Here is a 21,417-nt window from a genome sequence, read left to right as displayed (position 1 = left end):
GGCAGTGCTCGGGCCCGCGTCATCCGACCCACGATGCAGGACGGTCTCCTACCGTGGGAGGACGCTGGATGGGTCCCACCGCGCGATGCCCGGAGCGCTCGTCGTCCCTAGCGTTGTCGGCACCCGGCTAGACGAGAGGACGTGGACACCATGACGTGGAGCGAGACCCACCGCCGGTGGCAGGCGATGCGCGAGGTCGAGGACCGCCTCGCGAACGGGGCGGCCGAGCTGCCGTGGAACGAGGAGTACGCCGAGATCTTCGGCGACCGTGACGGCCTCCTCTCCGCACTGCGCTACCGCTGGCAGCTCAGCCGTGACACCCAGCTCGACAGCCACCTCCCCGAGCACGTCCTCGACGAGCAGCGCCGCCGGCTCGACCACCGGGCACGCGGCGTCCGGCGCCTGCTCGGCCTGCAGGAAGGGCCCGCCGGTGCCGTTGCGTGACGCCCCGCGCTCCTACGTGAGCTGGCTGCTGGCCCACGGCCTGCAGCGGCAGCTGATCCTGCGCAACGCCCGCAAGGGCGACCTGATCGCGCGGCTCGCGATGGTCCCCGAGGTCAACGCCGACCCGTTCGGTCCCTACGAGCAGCTGCGCGCGGGCGGCCGGCTCGTGCGCAACGACCTGGTGGCGGCCACGGTCGACCACGCGATCGCCAACGAGATCCTCCGCGGCGAGGACTGGGGCGTGGTCGGCGGCCATGCCGAGCTGCCCGCGCCGATGCGGTGGGTGCTGGACCGGGTCACCGACCCGATGTCGCTGAGCCCGGTCGACCCGCCGTCGATGCTCGTGGTCGACCCGCCCGAGCACACCCGTTACCGGCGCCTGGTCTCCAAGGCGTTCACCGCGCGCCGGGTCGGCCGGATGGCCGACCGGGTCGAGCCGGTCGCGACCCGGCTCCTCGACCAGCTCGCCGCCGACCCGTCGGGCTCCTTCGACCTCGTGGACCGGTACGCCGCCCGGCTGCCCGTCGCCGTCATCGCCGACCTGCTCGGCGTACCGGAGCAGGACCACGAGCAGCTCCTCGAGTGGGGCAACCTCGCCGCCGTCACCCTGGACCCCGGCCTCAGCTGGCGCCAGTTCCGTGCCTCGGAGACGGCGCTGCGGGAGATGCACCACTGGTTCGCCGCCCACGTCGCCCGGCTGCGGCGGAACCCCGGGGAAGACCTGCTCAGCCAGGTCTCCCAGGTCACCGGCCCCGATGCCCTCACCGAGACCGAGCTGCACCAGGTCGGCTTGCTCGTCCTCGGCGCCGGCTTCGAGACGACGGTGAACCTGATCGGCAACGCCGTCGCGCAGCTCGACGCCCACCCCGACCAGCTCGGGGTGCTCCTCGCGGACCCGGAGCGCTGGGCCAACGCCGTCGACGAGGTGCTGCGGATCGACTCACCGGTCCAGCTGACGATGCGCGCCGCGTTGCGCGACACCGTCGTCGGCGCGGACGGCCCCGGGGGCGGCGTACCGGTGCAGAAGGGCGAGGCGGTGCTCGTCTACCTCGGCGGCGCCAACCGCGACCCCGGCGTCTTCGCCGACCCCGACAGGTTCGACGTCACCCGCGCCGAGGCCGACCACCACCTGTCGTTCTCGGCCGGCGTCCACTACTGCCTCGGCGCGAGCCTCGCCCGGCTCGAGGCGACGATCGGCCTGCGGATGCTCTACGAGCGGTTCCCCGACCTCAGGGTCGCCGGGACGCCGGTGCGCCGGGAGACCCGGGTGCTCCGTGGGTACGCCGCCCTGCCCGTGACCACGCGGGCGGAGGTGCCTGCGCGCGCCTCCTAGGTGGCCCAGGGCCTGATCACCGCTTTACAAGTACTGCCCTCTTGTCAAACAGGTTTACAAACCTTACTGTCTTGTCAACGGCACGACGGAAGGCAGGCCCGATGGCGACCGCAGCGGTGAACCCCGAGGACTACGGCAAGACCGTCCCCGACGGCACGACCCAGATCTGGAAGGACAAGAAGAGGTACCTGTGGCTGTGGGGCCTGATGGTCCCCGGGCTCGGCATCGGGTTCGCGCTCGGGTATCTCGCGAGCGGGGGCTGGTGGGGCTTCGCCTTCGTCGGCATCCTTCTGATCAACGTGATCATCCCGGTGTTCGACCTGATCTTCGGCAGCGACAGCTCGAATCCGCCCGACGAGGTGATCGAGGCGCTCGAGAACGACAAGTACTACCGCCGGGTGGTGATCGCGTTCATCCCGCTCATGTACCTCACGGTCTTCGCGGGCTACGCGCTGGTCATGGGCGTCAACCCGGTGACGCGCATCTTCGACTTCTTGGGGGCGGGCGACTGGGCCGCCGGTCACCTCGGCGGCATCTACAGCAACGAGATCCACCCCTCGACCTTCATCAGCTGCATGTGGGCGCTGTCGATCGCCGCCGTGGTCGGTGTCGGCATCAACACCGCGCACGAGCTCGGCCACAAGAAGGAAAGCGTCGAGCGATGGTTGGCCAAGATCACCCTGGCTCCGACCTTCTACGGACACTTCTACATCGAGCACAACCGCGGTCACCACGTGCGCGTCGCGACGCCCGAGGACCCCGCCAGCTCGCGCCTGGGCGAGAGCCTCTACTTCTTCTGGCCGCGCACCGTCCTCGGCTCGATCAAGTCGGCATGGGGGGTCGAGGCCAAGCGCTACAAGCGCAAGGGGACGCACCCGTTCCACATCGGCAACGACGTGCTGAACGCGTGGGCGATGTCGGTCGCTCTGTGGGGCGTCATCGCCCTGATGTTCGGCTGGAAGGCCCTGCTCTTCGCCCCGATCACCATCGTGTTCGGCTTCTCGCTGCTGGAGGTCGTCAACTACCTCGAGCACTACGGCATGCTGCGGCAGAAGGTCGGCGAGAAGCAGCGCTACGAGCGGGTGCTGCCGATGCACAGCTGGAACAGCAACAACATCGTCACCAACATCTTCCTCTACCACCTGCAGCGGCACAGCGACCACCACGCGAACCCGACCCGGCGCTACCAGGCGCTGCGCGACTTCAAGGAGTCGCCGGCCCTCCCCACGGGCTACGCCGGGATGATCAACCTCGCGCTGGTGCCGCCGCTGTGGCGCAAGGTGATGGACCACCGCGTGGTCGAGCACCTCGACGGCGACGTGAGGCTGGCGAACATCCACCCGCGCAAGGTGGAGAAGTACCTGCGGAGGTTCCCGCCGCCGGTCGACCACGAGGTGCACAAGGACGACCTGTTCGCCCAGAAGTGGGAGGGCGAGGTCCTGGCTGCGAAGTGCCCGGGCTGCGGCTACGTCTACGAGGTCGCCGCGGGCGACGAGCACGAGGGCTTCCCGGCCGGCACGGCGTGGAACGAGATTCCCGACGACTGGTTCTGCCCGGATTGCGGTGTTCGCGAGAAGATCGACTTCGTCCCGTTCGACCCCGAGAAGGTGGATGCCCGATGAAGATCCATGCGGATCTGGAGAAGTGCGAGGGCCTCGGCATGTGCGAGGCCATGGCCAACGACTACTTCGAGGTGGACGAGGACGAGGACCACGTCGTCGTCCTGGACGATGCCCCGCCGGAGTCCGACCGCGCCCACGTGTACGCCGCCGTGCAGGCCTGCCCGGTGCTCGCCCTGACCCTGAGCGACTGACCCGGCCATGGTGAACCTGCCGGGCATCACCGCACGGCCGTGGGCGCGCCCCGAGCCCGTCGACGTACCCACCCTGCGGGACCGGCTCCTCGACGCGGCGACGCACCTGCTCCTCTCCGAGGGGTGGGGCCGCGTCACCATGGCGCGCCTCGCCGACGAGGTCGGCGTGAGCCGGCAGACGGTCTACAACGAGATCGGCACCAAGAAGGACCTCGCCGAGGCGTTGGTCATGCGCGAGCTCGACCGCTTCCTCGCGGGCGTGGTCCGCTCCTTCGACGAGAACCCCGACGACCTCGTCCAGGCGATCCGGGACTCGGCGCGACGGGTGCTCAAGTACGCCCGCAACAACGCGCTGCTGCACGCGGTCGTCTCCGCGACCCACGGCGCCGACACCGAGCTGCTGCCGCTGCTGACCACCCACGCCGAGTTCCTCCTCGGCGGAGCCAAGCTGGTGGTGGGCGAGCGGATCGCGACCTACGACATCCCGCTCCCGGAGGACCGGCTCGACTCCGCGGTCGACATGGTGGTCCGGGTGGTCCTCAGCCACGTCATGCAGCCCTCCGGCGACCCGGCCGCGACCGCGGACGACATCGCCTGGATCGTCGAGCGGGTGCTGCGCGCCGACTGAGACCGATCCCCGCGGTCCCGACCCGTCGCCTAGGGTTCGCGACTACTCTCGGAGGCGGGAGGGAAGGCTAGGTCTATGGGGGCACGGCACCGCCGCGCGCGCACGACGACCGCCCTGACGGGTGCGGTCGCTCTTGTGCTGCTCTGCGCTGCCTGCGGCGGTGACCCGAGCGACCCGCCCGCCGATCCCACCAACGTCGCCGCCTCCACCACGGCCTCGCTCGACCCACCCTCGCCGGACGACCGCCCGACGGTCGACCCGCCGGGGCCACTCGACCAGCCCCAGGCCGGTGACGACATCCTCATCACCAGCGCCGACACGCTGCCTGCCGACCTGGTGAAGCGGATCGAGAACATCAAGGTCAAGGGCCGCGCCGGCGTCAACGCCTTCGAGCAGTTCTCCCTGGGACAGGCTTCCGAGGAGGACAAGGTCATCGACATCGCCGCCGTCGACCCGGCGTCGTTCCGCAGGTTCACCGACCAGGATGCGGCGTTCCAGGACGAGTGGGACCGGATCGCGAACGGCGAGGTCGCCCTGATCGACACCCTCAAGTCGCGCATCCCGCTCAAGGACGGCTACCTCGGCGTCCCAACGGAGGACGGCGTGCAGTCGATCCACGTCGGGGCGTGGGCGACCTACCAGGTCGGCGCGATCGACGCGCTCGTGAACGCGGGGTGGGGATCGCGGCTCGGGCTGCCCGAGGGCAACGCGCTGCTGCTCAACACCGGCACCACGTCCCCGGAAGCCGTCCGGACCCAGATCCAGAAGTTCGCACCCGACCTCTCGATCACGATGCTGGACATCGTCGCGCAGACGGGGATCGACCCGGACACGTTCCAGAACGCCGTTCCGATCGGCCCGACCGCGGAGGCGGTCGGCAACTACCGCTACACCCCCACCGGGGACGGCCACGTCTCCCCGGACCCGGCCTGGGTCAAGGACCACATCGTGACCGAGACGGTCCCGATCCTCGGTCAGGTCACCTGCAACAGGTTCATGATGCCGCAGCTGAAGGCGGCTCTGGCCGAGGTCGTGAAGCGGCACCTGGAGAAGTACCTCTATCACTACGACGGCTGCTACAACCCGCGGTTCATCGCCGGCACCAACACCTTGTCCAACCACGCCTTCGGCCTGGCGATCGACCTCAACGCAGCCGAGAACCAGCGCGGCACGGTGGGTCAGATGAATCGTGAGGTCGTCGCGATCTTCAAGTACTGGGGCTTCGCCTGGGGCGGCGACTGGCACTACACCGACCCGATGCACTTCGAGGTCGAGCGGATCGTGAACCCCGGCTGACCGTGACAGTGGTTGTGTCATGATCGGCCGCATGGACTACCAGCTCGGTCAGGGCACGGGCCCGCTGAAGGGCGTCAAGGTCGTCGAGATCGCGGGGATCGGGCCGAGCCCGCACGCGTGCATGATCCTCGCGGACCTGGGCGCCGACGTGATCCGCGTGGAGCGGCCGGGCGGGCAGCTGCTGACCGGCGGGTCGCACGACCTGCTCAACCGCGGCCGCCCGAGCGTCGCGCTCGACCTGAAGAACCCTGACGCGGTCGAGACCGTGCTCCAGCTCGTCGAGCAGGCCGACGTGCTCGTCGAGGGGATGCGGCCCGGCGTCGCCGAGCGGCTCGGCTTCGGCCCGGACGCCTGCCACGGGCGCAACCCGCGCCTGGTCTACGGCCGGATGACCGGGTGGGGCCAGGACGGCCCGTGGTCGCAGATGGCCGGCCACGACATGAACTACATCGCGATCACCGGCACCCTCTTCGGCCTCGGCCAGGTGCCGGAGAAGCCGCAGTTCCCGGCCAACCTGGTCGGCGACTTCGGCGGCGGGTCGACGTACCTCGTCATCGGGATCCTCGCCGCCCTGCTCGAGGCCAAGAGCTCCGGGCAGGGCCAGGTCATCGACGCCGCGATCGTCGACGGCACCGCGAACCTCAATGCGATGACGTCGGCGTTCCTCGCCGGTGGCGGCATGAAGGAGCAGCGCGCCGCGAACCTGCTCGACGGCGGGGTGCCCTACTACGACATCTACGAGACCGCCGACGGCGAGCACATGTCGGTCGGCTCGCTGGAGCCGCAGTTCTACGACCAGCTCGTCGACCTGCTCGGGATCAAGGACACCGCACCGGACCGCTACGACCCGGCCCGGGCGGACGAGCTGCGCGAGCTGATCGCGGCGCGGTTCAAGGAGCGCACCCGCGACGAGTGGAGCGCCGTCTTCGACGGGACCGACGCCTGCGTGGCGCCGATCCTGCGGATGAGCGAGGCGCCCGACCACCCGCACATCAAGGCGCGCGAGGTGTTCGTCGAGCACGAGGGCCTGGTGCAGCCGCAGCCGGCGCCGCGCTTCTCCCGCACCGCGGCGACCCTCTCGCTGCCGCCGGCCCCGGGCGCCGGCGCTCATACCCGGGAGGCACTCACCGCCTGGGGAATTACGACCGTGGACGGATTGATCGCGAGCGGCGCTGCCGTGCAGGCTGAGTGACGTGACGAATCCTGCCCGCGAGCCGGCCGCCGAGCACGTCGACGTACTCATCATCGGAGCCGGCCTGTCCGGGGTCGGCGCCGCCGCGCAGATCCAGGAGCGGGTGCCCGGCAAGAAGGTCGTCGTGCTCGAGTCGCGCGAGTCGATGGGCGGGACGTGGGACCTGTTCCGCTACCCGGGCATCCGGTCGGACTCGGACATGTTCACGTTCGGCTACAAGTGGCGGCCGTGGAAGAGCGACGTCGCCCTCGCCGACGGCCCGCTGATCCGCGAGTACATCCACACCGTCGCGCGCGAGTACGACGTCGACGGGCTCGTGCGCTACCGGCACCGCGTGCTCAGCGCCTCCTGGGACTCCAGCGAGGCGCGGTGGACGGTCGTGGCGGTCGTGGGTGATCCCGATGCCGGGGAGACCGTCACCCTGACGGCGAGCTTCCTGTGGTCCTGCGCCGGCTACTACAAGTACGAGGAGGGCTTCCAGCCCGTCTGGCCGGGGATGGAGGACTACGAGGGCACCGTCGTCCACCCGCAGCACTGGCCCGAGGACCTCGACTACTCCGGCAAGCGCGTTCTCGTCATCGGCAGCGGTGCCACCGCGGTGACGCTCGTCCCCGCGATGAGCAAGGGCGAGGGCGCGGCCGAGCACGTCACGATGCTGCAGCGGACGCCGACGTACATCCTCAACAAGGCGCGGCGCGACCCGATCGCTCGGCTGCTGACGAAGTGGCGGATGCCGGAGAAGGTGGTCTACCAGGGCGCGCGGTGGGCCAACGTGCTGATGGCGGTCGGCTTCTACAAGTTCAGCATCCGCTGGCCCGAGCGCGCGAAGGCGATGATCCGCAAGGAGGTCGCCAAGCAGCTGCCCGACGACATCGACATCGACGAGCACTTCACGCCGCCGTACAACCCGTGGGAGCAGCGGTTGTGCTTCGTGCCCGGCGGTGACCTGTTCAAGGCGTTCAGCTCGGGCCGGGCGTCGATCGTCACCGACACCATCGAGACGTTCACGCCGACCGGCGTGCGGCTGACGTCCGGCGAGGAGATCGACGCCGACATCGTCGTGACCGCGACCGGGTTCACGATGCAGCTGCCGTTCGGCGGGATCGACTTCCAGGTGGACGGTGAGCCGCTCGACCTGGCGTCGCGCCTGGCCTACAAGGCGTTGATGCTCAGCGGTGTGCCGAACTTCTTCTTCACCCTCGGCTACACGAACGCGTCGTGGACGCTCAAGGCCGACCTCGTCATCGACTACGTCGTCCGGTTGCTGCAGCACATGGGCGAGCACGGCTACCGGATCGCGGATCCCGAGCCGGACCGGTCGGTGCGCCGCCAGCCGCTGATGCTGCTGAACTCGGGCTACATCAAGCGCTCCGCGCACCTGCTGCCCAGCGAGGGCGACAAGGCGCCGTGGAAGCTGGACCAGAACTACCTCGTCGACCGACGGGTGATCCAGCGCGCCCCCATCGACGACGGGGTGCTCCGCCTCAAGTAGTCGCCGATTCAACATCCAGCGCCCGGTGCCGCTAGGCTGTAGCCACTGGTCCGGCCGGTCTTGCCCCGGGCCCGCGCGCAGCCGCAACGCCGCGCCCCTCGTTCACGAGGCCCGCTTCCCTACCCGTCGCCGACGGGTCAGCACGGCGAGACGCCGACCAGGGGACCCGAGCGCCGTACGCCGCGCGCTCGCCGGGCCCCGGAAATGACATCCAGCGTGACCACCACCTTCGCCGATCTCGGCGTGCCCACGAACCTGCTCGCCGTCCTCGACGCCGCGGGCATCACCGTCCCCACGCCCATCCAGGCCGCGACGCTGCCGGACTCGCTCGCCGGCAAGGACCTGCTCGGCCGCGGCCGGACCGGCTCCGGCAAGACCTACGCCTTCGCGCTCCCGGTCGTCGCCCGGCTGGCCGCCTCCGGTCGTCGTACGTCGCCGCGCCGCCCGCGGGCCCTCGTGCTCGCGCCGACGCGCGAGCTCGTCAGCCAGATCGAGGCCACGCTGCGCCCGCTGGCGGAGGCCGCCGGCCTACGCACCCACACCGTCTTCGGCGGCGTCGGGCAGGGCCCGCAGGTCTCGGCGCTCAAGCGCGGCGTCGACATCCTGATCGCCTGCCCCGGACGGCTCGAGGACCTGATCGGCCAGGGTCACTGCGACCTCGCGGCCGTGGAGGTCACCGTCCTCGACGAGGCCGACCACATGGCCGACCTCGGCTTCCTGCCGGCCGTGCGGCGGCTCCTCGGCCAGACGCCGAAGGGCGGCCAGCGGATGCTGTTCTCCGCGACGCTCGACAACGCGATCGACGTGCTGGTGAAGCGGTTCCTCGAGCACCCGGTCGTCCACGAGGCCGACTCGGCCCAGTCGCCGATCGCCGCGATGGACCACCACGTCCTCCACGTGACCCGCGACCTGCGGCTGCCGGTGCTCGTCGACCTCGCCAGCGCGCCGGGCCGGACCGTCGTGTTCACCCGGACCAAGCACGGCGCCAAGGCGCTCGCCCGCCAGCTCAACCGCAGCGGCGTGCCGACCGTGGACCTGCACGGCAACCTCAGCCAGGGTGCCCGCACGCGCAACATGGACGCCTTCCACAGCGGCCGTGCGACGACGCTGGTCGCCACCGACATCGCTGCCCGCGGCATCCACGTCGACGACGTGGCGCTGGTCGTGCACGCCGACCCGCCCGCGGAGCACAAGGCCTACCTGCACCGCTCCGGTCGCACCGCCCGCGCCGGCGCCGCCGGCACCGTGATCACGCTGATGACCGACGACCAGCGGTCCGACGTCCGCGCCCTGACCCGGGCCGCCGGCGTCCGGCCGACCACGACCAAGCTGGCCGCCACGAACCACCCGGTTCTGCAGGAGCTGGCCCCGGGTGCCCGCGAGCTCCCCGGCGGTCTGGTGATCGACGGCGCGGACGCTTCCGGTGCGGGCCGTCCCGGCCGCTCCGGCGGCGGTGGCCGTCGCGGCCCCAAGCGCCCCGCTGGCCAGGGCCAGCGGTCGAAGCAGACCGCGAAGTCCTCCTCGAAGCCGTCCGGCCAGGGTGGCCAGGGCGGCCAGGGCTCGCGGCGCCGTAGCGGCGGCTCCGGCTCCGGGGCCTCCGGCTCACGTCGCCGTACGGGCTCCGGCGGCGGGCACAGCGCCGCGAGCTTCAGCGGCCGCCGCTGACCCCGGCTCACCCATCGTCCGGCACGCGCTTTCACGCAAATCGCGTGCCGTCCGGTGGGTGCGTCGCGTCCGGATCAGCGCCGCGGGCGAGGACTCCGGGCAGCGCGGGCGACGGCGGACTCGTACGCCGAGACCAGGCCGCCGACCGACAGGGGCTTGAGTCGCTCCATGACCTCACGGAAACGCTCGGACTGGATGTCGTCGTAGAGCGGCGCGAGCTTCTCCTGGATGACGTCGAAGAGCTCCTTGGCCATCTGCTGGCCGTGCTCGGCGTAGATCGAGGCGGCGGCGACGGCGACCTCGCGGGGGAACCCGAGCTCGAGCAGACGGATGCCGATGGCCAGCTGGTTGCCGGCGACGAGGTAGCGGTGACCGCGCAGCCGGAGCACGCCGAGGGCCTGCAGGGTGGCGACGTCCTCCTGGGAGAGCTCGCGCCCGGCCCTGGTCTCCAGCTGCTCGTGGTCCATCTCCACCGGTAGGTCGGACTGCCACGGCGCGAGCATCGTGCGGGCGAGCGCGATGTCCTCCGGCGTCGCGTCCGCGGGGATGCCGGCGACGTACCGCTCGATCGCCGAGAGCGTGAAGCCATGGCTCTGCAGCTCCTGCACCAGCTCGAGCCGGGCGACGTGCTCGGGGGTGTAGTAGCCCGAGCGGCCGCGCCGTACCGGAGGCGGCACCAGGCCCTTCGCGGTGTAGAAGCGGATGGTCCGGACGCTGAGCCCGACCCGCCGGGTGAGCTCGTCCAGGGTGAGCCCCGCGGGGTGGCGTGTGACCTGCGTCGCAGCACCCTCTCTCTTGACCATGACAGTAATAGTGTCACAATCGAGTCCGAATCCCAGCGCGCGGCCGGACACTGCCGCGCCATCCCGACTGAGGACGGTCATGGCAGAAGCATTCGTGTACGACCACCTGCGCACCCCGCGCGGCAAGGGCAAGGCGAACGGCACCCTCCACGAGGTCAAGCCGATCGACACCGCGGTAGGGCTCCTCAAGGAGCTGGAGGTCCGCAACCCCGGTCTCGACACCAACTACGTCGACGACGTGGTCCTGGGCGTCGTGACCCCGGTCGGTGAGCAGGGCGGCGACATCGCGAAGACCGCGGCGCTCGCGGCCGGCTACCCGGACACCGTCGCCGGCGTCCAGCTCAACCGGTTCTGCGCATCGGGCCTCGAGGCCGTGAACCAGGCCGCCGGCCGGGTCCGCGGAGGGTTCGAGAACCTGATCATCGCGGGCGGTGTCGAGCACATGAGCCGCGCCCCGATGGGCTCCGACGGCGGCGCCTGGGCGCAGGACCCCGCGACCGCGCTCCAGACCGGCTTCGTGCCGCAGGGCATCGGCGCCGACCTGATCGCGACGATCGAGAACTGGAGCCGGGAGGACGTCGACGCGTACGCCGCCGAGTCCCACCACCGCGCCGCCAAGGCGCAGGCCAACGGCTACTTCGACCGCTCCCTCGTCCCGGTGAAGGACCTCAACGGGATCACCGTCCTCGACCGCGACGAGACGGTCCGTCCCGACACCTCGGTCGAGGGCCTCGCCGGCCTGAAGCCCTCGTTCGCGCAGATCGGCGCCGACGCCGGCTTCGACAACGTCGCGCTGGAGAAGTACCACTGGGTCGAGAAGATCAACCACGTCCACCACGCCGGCAACTCCTCGGGCATCGTCGACGGCGCCGCACTGACGCTGATCGGCTCGGAGCAGGCGGGCAAGGACCTCGGTCTGACCCCGCGTGCGCGGGTGCTCGCGACCGCCGTGTCCGGCGCCGACCCGACGATCATGCTGACCGGCCCGGCGCCGGCGGCGCGCAAGGCGCTCAAGGTGGCCGGCCTGTCCGTGGACGACATCGACCTGTTCGAGATCAACGAGGCGTTCGCCGCCGTCGCGATGCGGTTCATGCGCGACATGGACATCAGCCACGACATCACCAACGTCAACGGCGGCGCGATCGCGATGGGTCACCCGCTCGGCGCGACCGGCGCGATGATCCTCGGCACGCTGATCGACGAGCTCGAGCGACGCGAGCTGCGTCGCGGCCTCGCCACGCTCTGCGTCGGCGGCGGCATGGGCATCGCGACGATCATCGAGCTGGTCTGAGACCCGGACAGGACTGAAGGACAGACATGAGCACCGACACCCAGACCGCAGTGCGCTACGAGCGGGACGCCGACGGCATCGTCACCCTGACCCTCGACGACCCCAACCAGAGCGCCAACACCATGAACGACCTCTACCGCGCGTCGATGGACGCCGCGGTCGAGCGGCTGTACGCCGAGCAGGACGACGTGACCGGCGTGGTCATCGCCAGCGCGAAGAAGACCTTCTTCGCCGGTGGCGACCTCAAGCTGATGACGCAGGCGACCAAGGAGAACGCCGCCGAGGTGTTCGCCCTCGGCGAGAACATCAAGGCGAGCCTCCGTCGGCTCGAGACGTTCCCGAAGCCGGTCGTCGCCGCGATCAACGGCGCCGCCCTCGGCGGCGGCCTCGAGATCTGCCTGGCGGCGAACCACCGGATCGCCGTCGACGACCGCAGCGTCAAGGTCGGCCTCCCCGAGGCCAGCCTCGGCCTGCTCCCGGGCGGGGGCGGGGTCACCCGCACCGTCCGGATGTTCGGCCTGCAGAGCGCCCTGATGGACTTCCTCCTCCAGGGCCCGCAGTTCGACCCGCAGACCGCGCAGAAGAAGGGCCTCGTCGACGAGCTGGTCGCCACCCGCGAGGAGCTCGTCCCGGCCGCCAAGGCCTGGATCAAGGCCAACCCCGAGGCCGCGGCCCAGCCGTGGGACACCCCGGGCTACAAGATGCCCGGTGGCTCGCCGAAGAGCCCCGCTCTGGCCGGCTTCCTGCCGGCGTTCCCGGCGCTGCTCCGCCAGCAGCTCAAGGGCGCCGACTACCCGGCCCAGAAGGCGATCCTCGCCGCCGCGGTCGAGGGCGCCAACGTCGACTTCGACACCGCCTCGCGGATCGAGTCGCGCTACCTCACCCACCTGGTGGTCAACCAGAACTCGAAGAACATGATCCAGGCGTTCTTCTTCGACCTCCAGGCGATCAACTCCGGCTCACTGCGCCCGCAGGGCGTCGAGAAGTACGTCGCCAAGAAGGTCGGCGTCCTCGGCGCGGGCATGATGGGCGCGGGCATCGCCTACGTCTGCGCGAAGGCCGGCATGGAGGTCGTCCTCAAGGACGTCGAGGTCGCGAACGCCGAGAAGGGCAAGGCCTACTCCGAGGGCCTGCTCGACAAGGCGATCTCCCGCGGCAAGTCCACCGAGGAGAAGAAGGCCGAGCTGCTCGGCCGGATCAAGGCGACGGCAGACCCCGCCGACCTCACCGGCTGCGACCTGGTCATCGAGGCCGTGTTCGAGGACCCGGCGCTGAAGAACAAGGTGTTCACCGAGATCGCGCCGTACGTCAACAAGGACGCGCTGCTCTGCTCCAACACCTCGACCCTGCCGATCTCCGAGCTCGCCGAGGGCATCGACCGGCCGGCCGACTTCATCGGCCTGCACTTCTTCTCGCCGGTCGACAAGATGCCGCTGGTCGAGATCATCTCCGGCAAGGAGACCTCGGACGAGGCGCTGGCCAAGGCCTACGACGTCGTGCTGCAGATCCGCAAGACGCCGATCGTGGTCAACGACAGCCGCGGCTTCTACACCTCGCGGGTGATCGGCTACATGGTCAACGAGGGCATGGCGATGCTCGCGGAGGGCGTGGCGCCGTACTCCATCGAGCGGGCGACCACCCAGGCCGGCTACCCGGCCCCGGTGCTCCAGCTCAGCGACGAGCTCAACCTCGAGCTGATGGCCAAGATCGGCAAGGCGACCCGCGACGCCGCCGGTGACGACTACGTCGGCCACCCCGGCGAGCAGGTCGTCCTCAAGATGCTCGAGGCCGGCCGGGCCGGCCGCCTCCGCGGCGCCGGCTTCTACGACTACGAGGACGGCAAGCGCGGCTCGATCTGGTCGGGTCTCGCCGAGCTGTTCCCGGTTGCCGAGCAGCAGATCCCGTTCGAGGACGTCAAGGACCGGATGCTGTTCGCCGAGGCGCTCGAGACCGCGAAGTGCTTCGAGGAGGGTGTGATCACCTCCGCCGCGGCCGCGAACATCGGCTCGATCATGGGCATCGGCTTCCCGCCGAACACCGGTGGTGCCGCGCAGTTCATGAAGGGCTATGAGGACAAGGAGACCGGCGAGATCGGCCTCGGGGCGTTCCTCAAGCGTGCCGACGAGCTGGCCGCCAAGTACGGCGACCGGTTCCAGGCCACCCCGTGGCTGCGGGACCTCGCGGCCTCGGGCGGCTCGTTCCCCGCCTGATCCACCCGAGCCGGCAGGAACTCGCCGGTTGATGCGCCGAGTCGGCTCAAGCTTGAGCCGACTCGGCGTATTTCTGCCCGAGTTTCTGCCGACTCGGCGATCATGGAGGGGTGACGGGGGAGGAGGGCCCGGCGATCGAGGTCGCCGGGCTGCGGGTCGCGTTCGGAGCCGTGGAGGCGGTGGCGGGCGTCGACCTGTCCGTGCCCGCCGGTCATGCGCTCGCCCTGCTGGGCCGCAACGGCGCCGGGAAGTCGACCACGATGCGGGTGCTGGCGGGCGTCGTGCCACCGGCCGACGGAGTGGTCCGCGTCTGCGGCCACGACGTCCGCGACGAGCTCCTCACGGTCAAGCGGCTGGTCGGCTACTGCCCGGACGTGGGCGGCCTGGTCCCGCGCGCGACGCCCTGGGAGCACCTCCAGCTCTCCGCCCGGCTCCGGCGGCTCACCGGCTGGGAGCCGCGCGCACGAGACCTGCTCGAGAGGTTCGAGCTCGGCAACGCCGCGCACCGGGTGACCTCGGGCTTCAGCCACGGAATGTCCCGGCGGCTCTCGGTGCTGCTCGCCGCGCTCCACGAGCCGGCCGTGCTCCTGCTCGACGAGCCGTTCGACGGCGTGGACCCGGTCGGGGTTGAGGCGACGATGGAGGTCATCGACGACGCCCGCGCCGGTGGTGCCGCCGTCCTCGTCTCCACCCACCTGCGCGACCTCGCCGTCCAGGCCTGTGGCGAGGTCACCGTGCTGCGCGGTGGCACCGGGGTCGCCACCGTGCCGGCGGCGACGATGGCGGGCGAGGAGGGTGCCCGTGCCTATCGAGCGCTCCTGGACTGAGTGGCGGGGAGCGGCGACGGACCTGCGGCACCTGCTGTGGTTCCGCGCACGGACCGTACGCCGACCACGGGCCGCCGCAACCGCGCTCGTCGTGCTGCTCGGCCTGACCGCGGCCGCGGCGGTCGTGCCGGCGCTGACCGGACGGCACGAGTCGACGCTCGACCGCCTCGACGACCTGCTGCCGGCGTACCTCCTGGCGGTTCTCGCCCTCAGCACCGCCACGGCGGTCGCCTCGGGCGGAGGGCGCGAGGTGCTCGCGCGCGACGCCGCCGCGGGCCATCCGATCGACCCGTTCACCGACCACCTCGGCGCGCTGGTGCTCGCACCGCTGAGCGCGGCCTGGCTGCTGCAGTCCTGGTTCCTCCTCGGGGCGGCCGCCTACGAGGCCGGGCCGCACCCGGTCCGGCTGCTCACGGCCGATGCGGTGGCGCTGGCCTGGATCGGCTGTGCCACTGCCGCGGGCCAGCTCGTCGGCTGGCTGGCCGAGTGGCTGCGCCGGAGCCCGCGCGGGGTCGCGGCCGTGCGCGTCGCCGGCGCGATCGCGCTGATCACGGCCGGCGCGAGCGGCGTGCTCCCGGACCTGCGCGGGCTGCTCCTCGACGGACCCGCCGGGCGGACCGCCGACGTCCTCACCGGGCACGCGGCGACAGGCCCGGCGCCGGCCCTGCTGCTCGCGGCGTGCGTCCTGCTGGTCGTCGCGGGCGGTCACGCCGCCCGGCTCACCGCACGTCGGGTGCCGCGGGACGAGACCCGTCTCGCGTCCCGCTCCTACGCGTCCCGGAGCCCGGCCCGGTCGGACCTCGCAGCCCTGGTGCGCACGGACCGTGCCTCGGTGTGGCGCAGCGTCCCGCTGCGTCGCGGGACCTACTTCCTCGCGCTGGCGCCCGGCCTGGTCGCGCTCACCCATCCGCTGAGCTGGAGCAGCCTGGCCGTGCTGCCGGGCCTCGTCGTGTCCGGCTGCGCCCTGCTGTTCGGGGTCAACGCCTGGGCCATCGACGGTCAGGGCCTGCTGTGGCGCGAGACGCTGCCCGTGCCGCCGGGCCTGGCCCTGCTGGCCAGGGCGAAGGTGCTCGCGGAGCTGCTGCTCGGTGCCGGCCTGGTGACCGTGGTCCTGGGCGGTCTCCGGGCGGGCCCGCCGAGCGGTGCCGAGGCCACCGCCGTCGCGGTGGCGCTCCTGGTCGTGACGGGCCAGGCGCTGAGCGGGTCGCTGCGCTGGTCGCTGCGCTCGCCGTACGCCGTGGACCTCCGCTCGGCCCGGGCCACGCCGGCACCGCCGCTGGCGATGGTGGGGTACTCCTCCCGGCTCGCACTGGTGACGACGGTGACGACGATGCTGCTCGGCGCGCTGGCGATCCAGGGGCGCGCGGACCTGGTGCTCGCCGTCGGCGGGGTGCTCGTCGCGTGGTCGGCATTGCGGCTCGCGGGGGTGTGGCGGTCGTGGCGGGACCCGGTGGCGCGTGCGCGCGTCGTCACCGTCGTGGCCGCCTGACCCAGCCCGTCAGCGGGCCACGGCGGCCAGGGCGCCGGCCACCTCGGCGGCGTCGTCGGGGCTGACCAGGCCCGACGTCACCCGGACGTGCGGGCCGGCAGCACCGGCGTCGTCGGCCAGGAACGCCGAGCCGCCCGCGACGCGGATGCCGGCGGCGGCGAGGTGCAGCACGGCCGCCCGCTCGTCGGCGACCGGCAGCCAGAGGTTGATGCCGTCGGGCTGCGCGACGTGGACGCCGACCGCCGCCAGCGCGGCGACCAGGGTGCGCTGCCGGGCGAAGTACTGTCGCCGCGCCTCGGCCACCTCGTCCAACGACCGGGACGAGGTGACCAGGTCGAGCAGGATCGTCTGCAGCATCCGGGAGGTCCACGCCGGGCCGAGCATCCGCCGAGCCACCAGCCGGTCGATGAGCTCCGACGGCCCGCTCATCGCGGCGATCCGCAGGTCCGGGCCGTGCGACTTGGAGTAGGACCGCACGTGCACCACGCGGTCGGGCACCGAGGTCCCGAGCGTCACGTCCGGAGCGGTCGAGATCGAGCCGGAGTGGTCGTCCTCGATCACCCACGGCGCGCCCGGGCCGGCGGCCCGCACCAGCCGCGCGAGCTGGCGTGCCCGCGCGGCCGTCATCGACGCGCCGGTCGGGTTGTGCGCCCGCGGCTGCAGCACCACCGCGGCCGGCCGCGTCTCCAGCGCGCGTCGCAGCGACTCCGGTCGTACGCCGACCGCGTCGAGCTCGACCGGGACGACCTCGCCGCCGATCGACTCGACCAGGTCGAAGAACGGGGGGAAGCCCGGCGACTCCAGCACGACGCGGTCGCCGTACGCCACGACCTGCTCGAGCACCCGCGCGATGCCGTCGGTCGCGCCGTCGACGACCGTGAGCGCCGCCGCGTCGTAGGGCCAGGTCCGCGCGAGCTCCTCCCGCAGCGCCGGGAGCACCGGCTCCTCCTGGTAGGTGAGCGTGACCGCGCGTTGGGAGACCCGGTGCAGGGCGGGACCCAGGTCCGGCAGCAGCATCGGATCGGGGGTGCCCCGGGACAGGTCGAGCCGCACGCCGTCGCGTCCCGCGCCGACCAGCGACCGCTGGCGCGGCGAGAGCCACGGCGTCGGGGTGTCCTTGACGAAGCTGCCCGCGCGACCGCGGGACACGACGAGCCCGGTGCGGCGCAGCGCCTGCCACGCCGCGCTCACGGTGGCCGGAGAGACGCCGAGGTCGGCGGCGACGTCCCGGACCGTCGGCAGCCGGTCGCCGGGAGCCAGCTCGCCCGCGCGGATGGCGCGGCTGAACGCGCCGGCGATGCCGCGCGGCGTGCGGTCCGCGAGCGCGGACAGGTCCACCGCCATCGGTCCCCCGTCCTACGGCCAATTGAGCCCAAATGCTTGACACGTGGGAAATCCAAGCGAAATGTTCAGCACAGAAGATAACAGAACCTCGGGTCTCGGGGTGGTCGCTGCACCGGCCACCTCGACCAGCGACACAACCCCCTGGAGGCGGACCTTGACCACCGTGCGAGCGGCCATCAGCCAGACCACCTGGACCGGCGACAAGGAGTCGATGCTGGACCGGCACGAGCAGTTCGCCCGGGACGCGGCGGCCGACAACGCCCAGGTGATGTGCTTCCAGGAGCTGTTCTACGGCCCCTACTTCGGGATCACCCAGGACCAGAAGTACTACCGCTACGCCGAGCAGGCCGACGGTCCGATCGTGCAGCGGTTCGCCGCGCTGGCCAAGGAGCTCGGCATGGTGATGGTGCTGCCGATCTACGAGGAGGCGCAGACCGGCGTCTACTACAACACCTCGGTCCTGGTCGACGCCGACGGCACGATCCTCGGCAGCTACCGCAAGAACCACATCCCGAACCTCGACAAGTTCTGGGAGAAGTTCTACTTCCGCCCCGGCAACCTCGGCTACCCGGTCTTCGAGACCGCGGTCGGCAAGGTCGGGATGTACATCTGCTACGACCGGCACTTCCCCGAGGGCTGGCGCGAGCTGGGCCTCAACGGCGCCCACCTCGTCTTCAACCCCAACGCGACCAAGCCCGGCCTCTCCAACCGGCTCTGGGAGGTCGAGGGACCGTGCGCGGCGGTCGCCAACGGCTACTTCGTGCTCCAGCCCAACCGGGTCGGCCGCGAGGACAACGAGTACGGCGAGCTCGCGGTCGACTTCTACGGCACCAGCCAGGTGATCGACCCGCGCGGCAACTTCGTCGGCGAGCGCGGTTCGTCGGAGAAGGAGGAGCTCCTGGTTCGCGACCTCGACATGGACATGGTCCAGCAGATGCGCGACGACTGGCAGTTCTACCGCGACCGCCGCCCCGACTCCTACGAGGGGATCGCGCGCCCGTGAGCACCGTGCTGGTCAAGGGCGGCACCGTCGTCAACGCGACGGGCGCGGTCGCGGCGGACGTGCTCGTCGACGGCGAGAAGATCGTCGCCGTCCTGGAGCCCGGGTCGACGCTGCTCGGCAGCGACCTCGCCGGCAGTGCCGACACGGTCATCGACGCGACCGGGAAGTACGTCATCCCCGGCGGCATCGACGCCCACACCCACTTCAGCCTGCCGTTCGGCGGCACCCAGGCGGTCGACGACTTCGACACCGGCACCCGCGCCGCGGCCTGGGGCGGCACCACCTCGGTCATCGACTTCGCCGTCCAGCGGTACGGCGAGCGAGTCGAGGACGGCCTGGCGAAGTGGCACGACATGGCAGGTGGCAACGCCCACATCGACTACGGCTTCCACCAGATCATCGGCGGCGTGGACGAGGAGTCGCTCAAGGCGATGGAGGGCCTCGTCGACGAGGGCATCACCTCCTACAAGCTGTTCATGGCCTACCCCGGCGTCTTCTACAGCGACGACGCCCAGATCCTCCGCGCGATGCAGAAGGCCCGTGAGTTCGGGCTGATGACGATGATGCACGCCGAGAACGGCCCCGCGATCGACGTGCTGGCGGCCCAGCTGGCCGAGTCCGGCAAGACCTCCCCCTACTACCACGGCATCGCGCGTGCCTGGCAGATGGAGGAGGAGGCGACGCACCGGGCGATCATGCTCGCGGACGTCACCGGCGCCCCGCTCTACGTCGTGCACGTCAGCGCCAAGCAGGCGGTCGCGCAGCTCGCGGCCGCCCGCGACGCCGGCAAGAACGTCTTCGGCGAGACCTGCCCGCAGTACCTCTACCTCTCCCTGGAGAAGCAGCTCGGCGCGAGCAGCGAGGAGTGGGGCGACTTCGAGGGCGCCAAGTGGGTCTGCTCGACCCCGCTGCGCTCCGAGGAGGAGGGCCACCTCGACGCGATGTGGCAGGGCCTGCGCACCAACGACCTGCAGATGGTGTCGACCGACCACTGCCCGTTCTGCATGAAGGACCAGAAGGAGCTCGGCAAGGACGACTTCCGCGCGATCCCGAACGGGATCGGGTCGATCGAGCACCGCGTGGACCTGCTCTACCAAGGCGTCGTCGACGGCCGGATCACCCTGTCCCGGTGGGTCGAGCTGATCGCCACGACGCCGGCACGGATGTTCGGCCTCTACGGCAAGAAGGGCGTCATCCAGCCCGGCGCGGACGCCGACATCGTCGTCTACGACCCGAACGGCCACACGTCGATCGGCGTGGACAAGACCCACCACATGAACATGGACCACTCCGCGTGGGAGGGCTTCGAGATCGACGGCCACGTCGACGTGACCATGTCGCGCGGTGCGGTCCTCGTGCAGGACGGCGAGTACGTCGGCACCAAGGGGCGTGGCCAGTTCCTGAAGCGCGGCCTGACGCAGTACCTGGTGTAGGGGAGGAAGTCGTGGACTTTGGTGTGGTGCTGCAGACGAACCCGCCCGCGTGGCGGACCGTCGGGCTGGCCAAGCTGGCGGAGGAGCACGGGTTCGACTACGTGTGGACGTTCGACTCCCACCTGCTCTGGCAGGAGCCCTACGTCATCTACAGCCAGATCCTGGCCGAGACCCGTCGGGTCGTCGTCGGGCCGATGGTGACCAACCCGGCCACCCGGGACTGGACGGTCACCGCGTCGGTGTTCGCGACCCTCAACGAGATGTACGGCAACCGCACGGTCGTCGGCATCGGCCGCGGCGACTCCGCGGTCCGGGTGCTCAACGGCAAGCCGTGCACGCTCAAGGAGGTCCGCGAGGCCACGCACGTGATCCGCGAGCTCGGCAACTGCCGGCCGGTCGAGGTCAACGGTGCGACCCTGCAGTTCCCGTGGGCGCGGACCTCCGCGCTGGAGGTGTGGGTCGCGGCCTACGGGCCCCTTGCGCTCAAGACCGCGGGCGAGGCCGGCGACGGCTTCATCCTGCAGCTCGCCGACGTCGACGTCGCGAAGTGGATGATCACCCAGGTCAAGAAGGCGGCCGCCGAAGCCGGCCGCGACCCGGAGGCGCTGACGTTCTGCGTCGCCGCGCCTGCCTACGTCGGCAGCGAGGACCAGATCGGCCACATGCGCGAGCAGACCCGGTGGTTCGGCGGGATGGTGGGCAACCACATCGCCGACATCGTGGAGAAGTACGGCGAAGAGGGCGATTTCCCGACGGTGCTCACCGACTACATCAAGGGGCGCACGGGCTACGACTACAACACGCACGGCAAGGCCGAGAACGACCACGTCGACTTCGTCCCCGACGAGATCGTCGACCGGTTCTGCCTGCTGGGCACGCCCGCGCAGCACATCGCCAAGCTCGAGGAGCTCAAGGCGATCGGCGTCGACCAGTTCGCGATCTACCTCCAGCACGACAACAAGGAGGAGACGCTGCGCCTGTACGGCGAGGCGGTCATGCCGCACCTCCGGGACCACGTGACGGCCAAGGCATGAGCGCGAGGAGCCCCCGCGGAGGTGCGGCGAGGAACGAGCTGCGCCGGAGCGAGGCACCGCAGCGGTCATGCGAATCGAGCAAGGCATGAGCGCGAGGAGCCCCCGCGGAGGTGCGGCGAG

The 21,417-nt window shown here is 71.1% G+C and carries 18 protein-coding genes; 16 read left to right on the top strand and 2 right to left on the bottom strand.

Translation table 11 applies throughout. The features are described 5' to 3' along the window. The first annotated feature begins 141 nt into the window (after window positions 1-141). From ABD709_RS11950 to ABD709_RS11910, 9 genes are all read left to right on the top strand, one after another. Window positions 142-444 (top strand): hypothetical protein, encoded by a 303-nt coding sequence (locus tag ABD709_RS11950; RefSeq protein ID WP_344775629.1) that lies wholly within the window; start codon window positions 142-144, stop codon window positions 442-444. Continuing rightward, entirely contained in the window at window positions 431-1,777 is a 1,347-nt protein-coding gene (locus ABD709_RS11945; protein WP_344775628.1) for a cytochrome P450, read from the top strand. Before ABD709_RS11950 ends, ABD709_RS11945 begins: the two co-directional genes overlap by 14 nt. Before the next feature lie 101 nt (window positions 1,778-1,878). After that, complete coding sequence (locus ABD709_RS11940) at window positions 1,879-3,399, top strand: fatty acid desaturase (protein WP_344775626.1); 1,521 nt, start codon at window positions 1,879-1,881, stop codon at window positions 3,397-3,399. Then, on the top strand, window positions 3,396-3,590 hold the full coding sequence (locus ABD709_RS11935; RefSeq protein WP_344775624.1) for a ferredoxin: 195 nt from the start codon (window positions 3,396-3,398) through the stop codon (window positions 3,588-3,590). The genes ABD709_RS11940 and ABD709_RS11935 overlap by 4 nt, the downstream gene beginning before the upstream one ends. A 7-nt stretch (window positions 3,591-3,597) precedes the next feature. Next, window positions 3,598-4,218 carry a TetR/AcrR family transcriptional regulator gene (locus ABD709_RS11930; protein WP_344775622.1) on the top strand — a complete coding sequence of 207 codons (621 nt, stop codon included), beginning with the start codon at window positions 3,598-3,600 and terminating at the stop codon, window positions 4,216-4,218. 75 nt (window positions 4,219-4,293) lie between these two features. After that, on the top strand, window positions 4,294-5,514 hold the full coding sequence (locus ABD709_RS11925) for a M15 family metallopeptidase (RefSeq protein WP_344775620.1): 1,221 nt from the start codon (window positions 4,294-4,296) through the stop codon (window positions 5,512-5,514). Between the two features lie 31 nt (window positions 5,515-5,545). After that, window positions 5,546-6,706: a CaiB/BaiF CoA transferase family protein gene (locus ABD709_RS11920; RefSeq protein ID WP_344775618.1), complete on the top strand. Its 1,161-nt coding sequence runs from the start codon at window positions 5,546-5,548 to the stop codon at window positions 6,704-6,706. Window position 6,707: 1 nt separating this feature from the next. Further along, window positions 6,708-8,198, top strand: coding sequence for a flavin-containing monooxygenase (locus ABD709_RS11915; protein ID WP_344775615.1), 1,491 nt, complete (start codon window positions 6,708-6,710; stop codon window positions 8,196-8,198). Window positions 8,199-8,414: 216 nt separating this feature from the next. Continuing rightward, complete coding sequence (locus tag ABD709_RS11910) at window positions 8,415-9,863, top strand: DEAD/DEAH box helicase (protein WP_344775613.1); 1,449 nt, start codon at window positions 8,415-8,417, stop codon at window positions 9,861-9,863. 74 nt (window positions 9,864-9,937) lie between these two features. Here ABD709_RS11910 and ABD709_RS11905 read toward each other — a convergent pair whose 3' ends face one another. Further along, a complete protein-coding gene (locus tag ABD709_RS11905) occupies window positions 9,938-10,666 on the bottom strand; it encodes a MerR family transcriptional regulator (protein ID WP_344775611.1) in 729 nt (242 codons plus the stop codon). A gap of 79 nt (window positions 10,667-10,745) precedes the next feature. Here ABD709_RS11905 and ABD709_RS11900 point away from each other — a divergent pair, with 79 nt between their 5' ends. From ABD709_RS11900 to ABD709_RS11885, 4 genes are all read left to right on the top strand, one after another. Beyond that, a complete protein-coding gene (locus ABD709_RS11900; protein WP_344775609.1) occupies window positions 10,746-11,957 on the top strand; it encodes an acetyl-CoA C-acetyltransferase in 1,212 nt (403 codons plus the stop codon). Between the two features lie 26 nt (window positions 11,958-11,983). After that, window positions 11,984-14,167 carry a 3-hydroxyacyl-CoA dehydrogenase NAD-binding domain-containing protein gene (locus ABD709_RS11895; protein ID WP_344775607.1) on the top strand — a complete coding sequence of 728 codons (2,184 nt, stop codon included), beginning with the start codon at window positions 11,984-11,986 and terminating at the stop codon, window positions 14,165-14,167. Window positions 14,168-14,277: 110 nt separating this feature from the next. Beyond that, window positions 14,278-14,994 carry an ABC transporter ATP-binding protein gene (locus ABD709_RS11890; RefSeq protein WP_344775605.1) on the top strand — a complete coding sequence of 239 codons (717 nt, stop codon included), beginning with the start codon at window positions 14,278-14,280 and terminating at the stop codon, window positions 14,992-14,994. Next, window positions 14,969-16,483 carry a hypothetical protein gene (locus ABD709_RS11885; RefSeq protein WP_344775603.1) on the top strand — a complete coding sequence of 505 codons (1,515 nt, stop codon included), beginning with the start codon at window positions 14,969-14,971 and terminating at the stop codon, window positions 16,481-16,483. The genes ABD709_RS11890 and ABD709_RS11885 overlap by 26 nt, the downstream gene beginning before the upstream one ends. A gap of 9 nt (window positions 16,484-16,492) precedes the next feature. Here ABD709_RS11885 and ABD709_RS11880 read toward each other — a convergent pair whose 3' ends face one another. Continuing rightward, the gene (locus tag ABD709_RS11880; protein WP_344775601.1) at window positions 16,493-17,827 is read right to left on the bottom strand and encodes an aminotransferase class I/II-fold pyridoxal phosphate-dependent enzyme; all 1,335 of its coding nucleotides are present in this window, start codon (window positions 17,825-17,827) and stop codon (window positions 16,493-16,495) included. Between the two features lie 163 nt (window positions 17,828-17,990). On the opposite strand from ABD709_RS11880, the gene ABD709_RS11875 reads away from it, so the two are divergent. Genes ABD709_RS11875 through ABD709_RS11865 form a run of 3 tightly spaced genes read left to right on the top strand, consistent with a single transcriptional unit; the run spans window position 17,991 to window position 21,297 of the window. After that, window positions 17,991-18,830, top strand: coding sequence for a nitrilase-related carbon-nitrogen hydrolase (locus ABD709_RS11875; protein WP_425575120.1), 840 nt, complete (start codon window positions 17,991-17,993; stop codon window positions 18,828-18,830). After that, a complete protein-coding gene (gene hydA, locus ABD709_RS11870) occupies window positions 18,827-20,263 on the top strand; it encodes a dihydropyrimidinase (RefSeq protein ID WP_344775597.1) in 1,437 nt (478 codons plus the stop codon). Before ABD709_RS11875 ends, hydA begins: the two co-directional genes overlap by 4 nt. Window positions 20,264-20,274: 11 nt before the next feature. Further along, window positions 20,275-21,297 carry a TIGR03842 family LLM class F420-dependent oxidoreductase gene (locus ABD709_RS11865; RefSeq protein WP_344775595.1) on the top strand — a complete coding sequence of 341 codons (1,023 nt, stop codon included), beginning with the start codon at window positions 20,275-20,277 and terminating at the stop codon, window positions 21,295-21,297. Window positions 21,298-21,417: the final 120 nt, after the last annotated feature.

It is taken from the genome of Nocardioides panacisoli (assembly GCF_039537325.1).
Lineage (GTDB): Bacteria > Actinomycetota > Actinomycetes > Propionibacteriales > Nocardioidaceae > Nocardioides > Nocardioides panacisoli.
The sequence above is the reverse complement of the archived record's forward strand: the minus strand, read 5'-3'. Positions and strand labels throughout refer to the sequence as shown.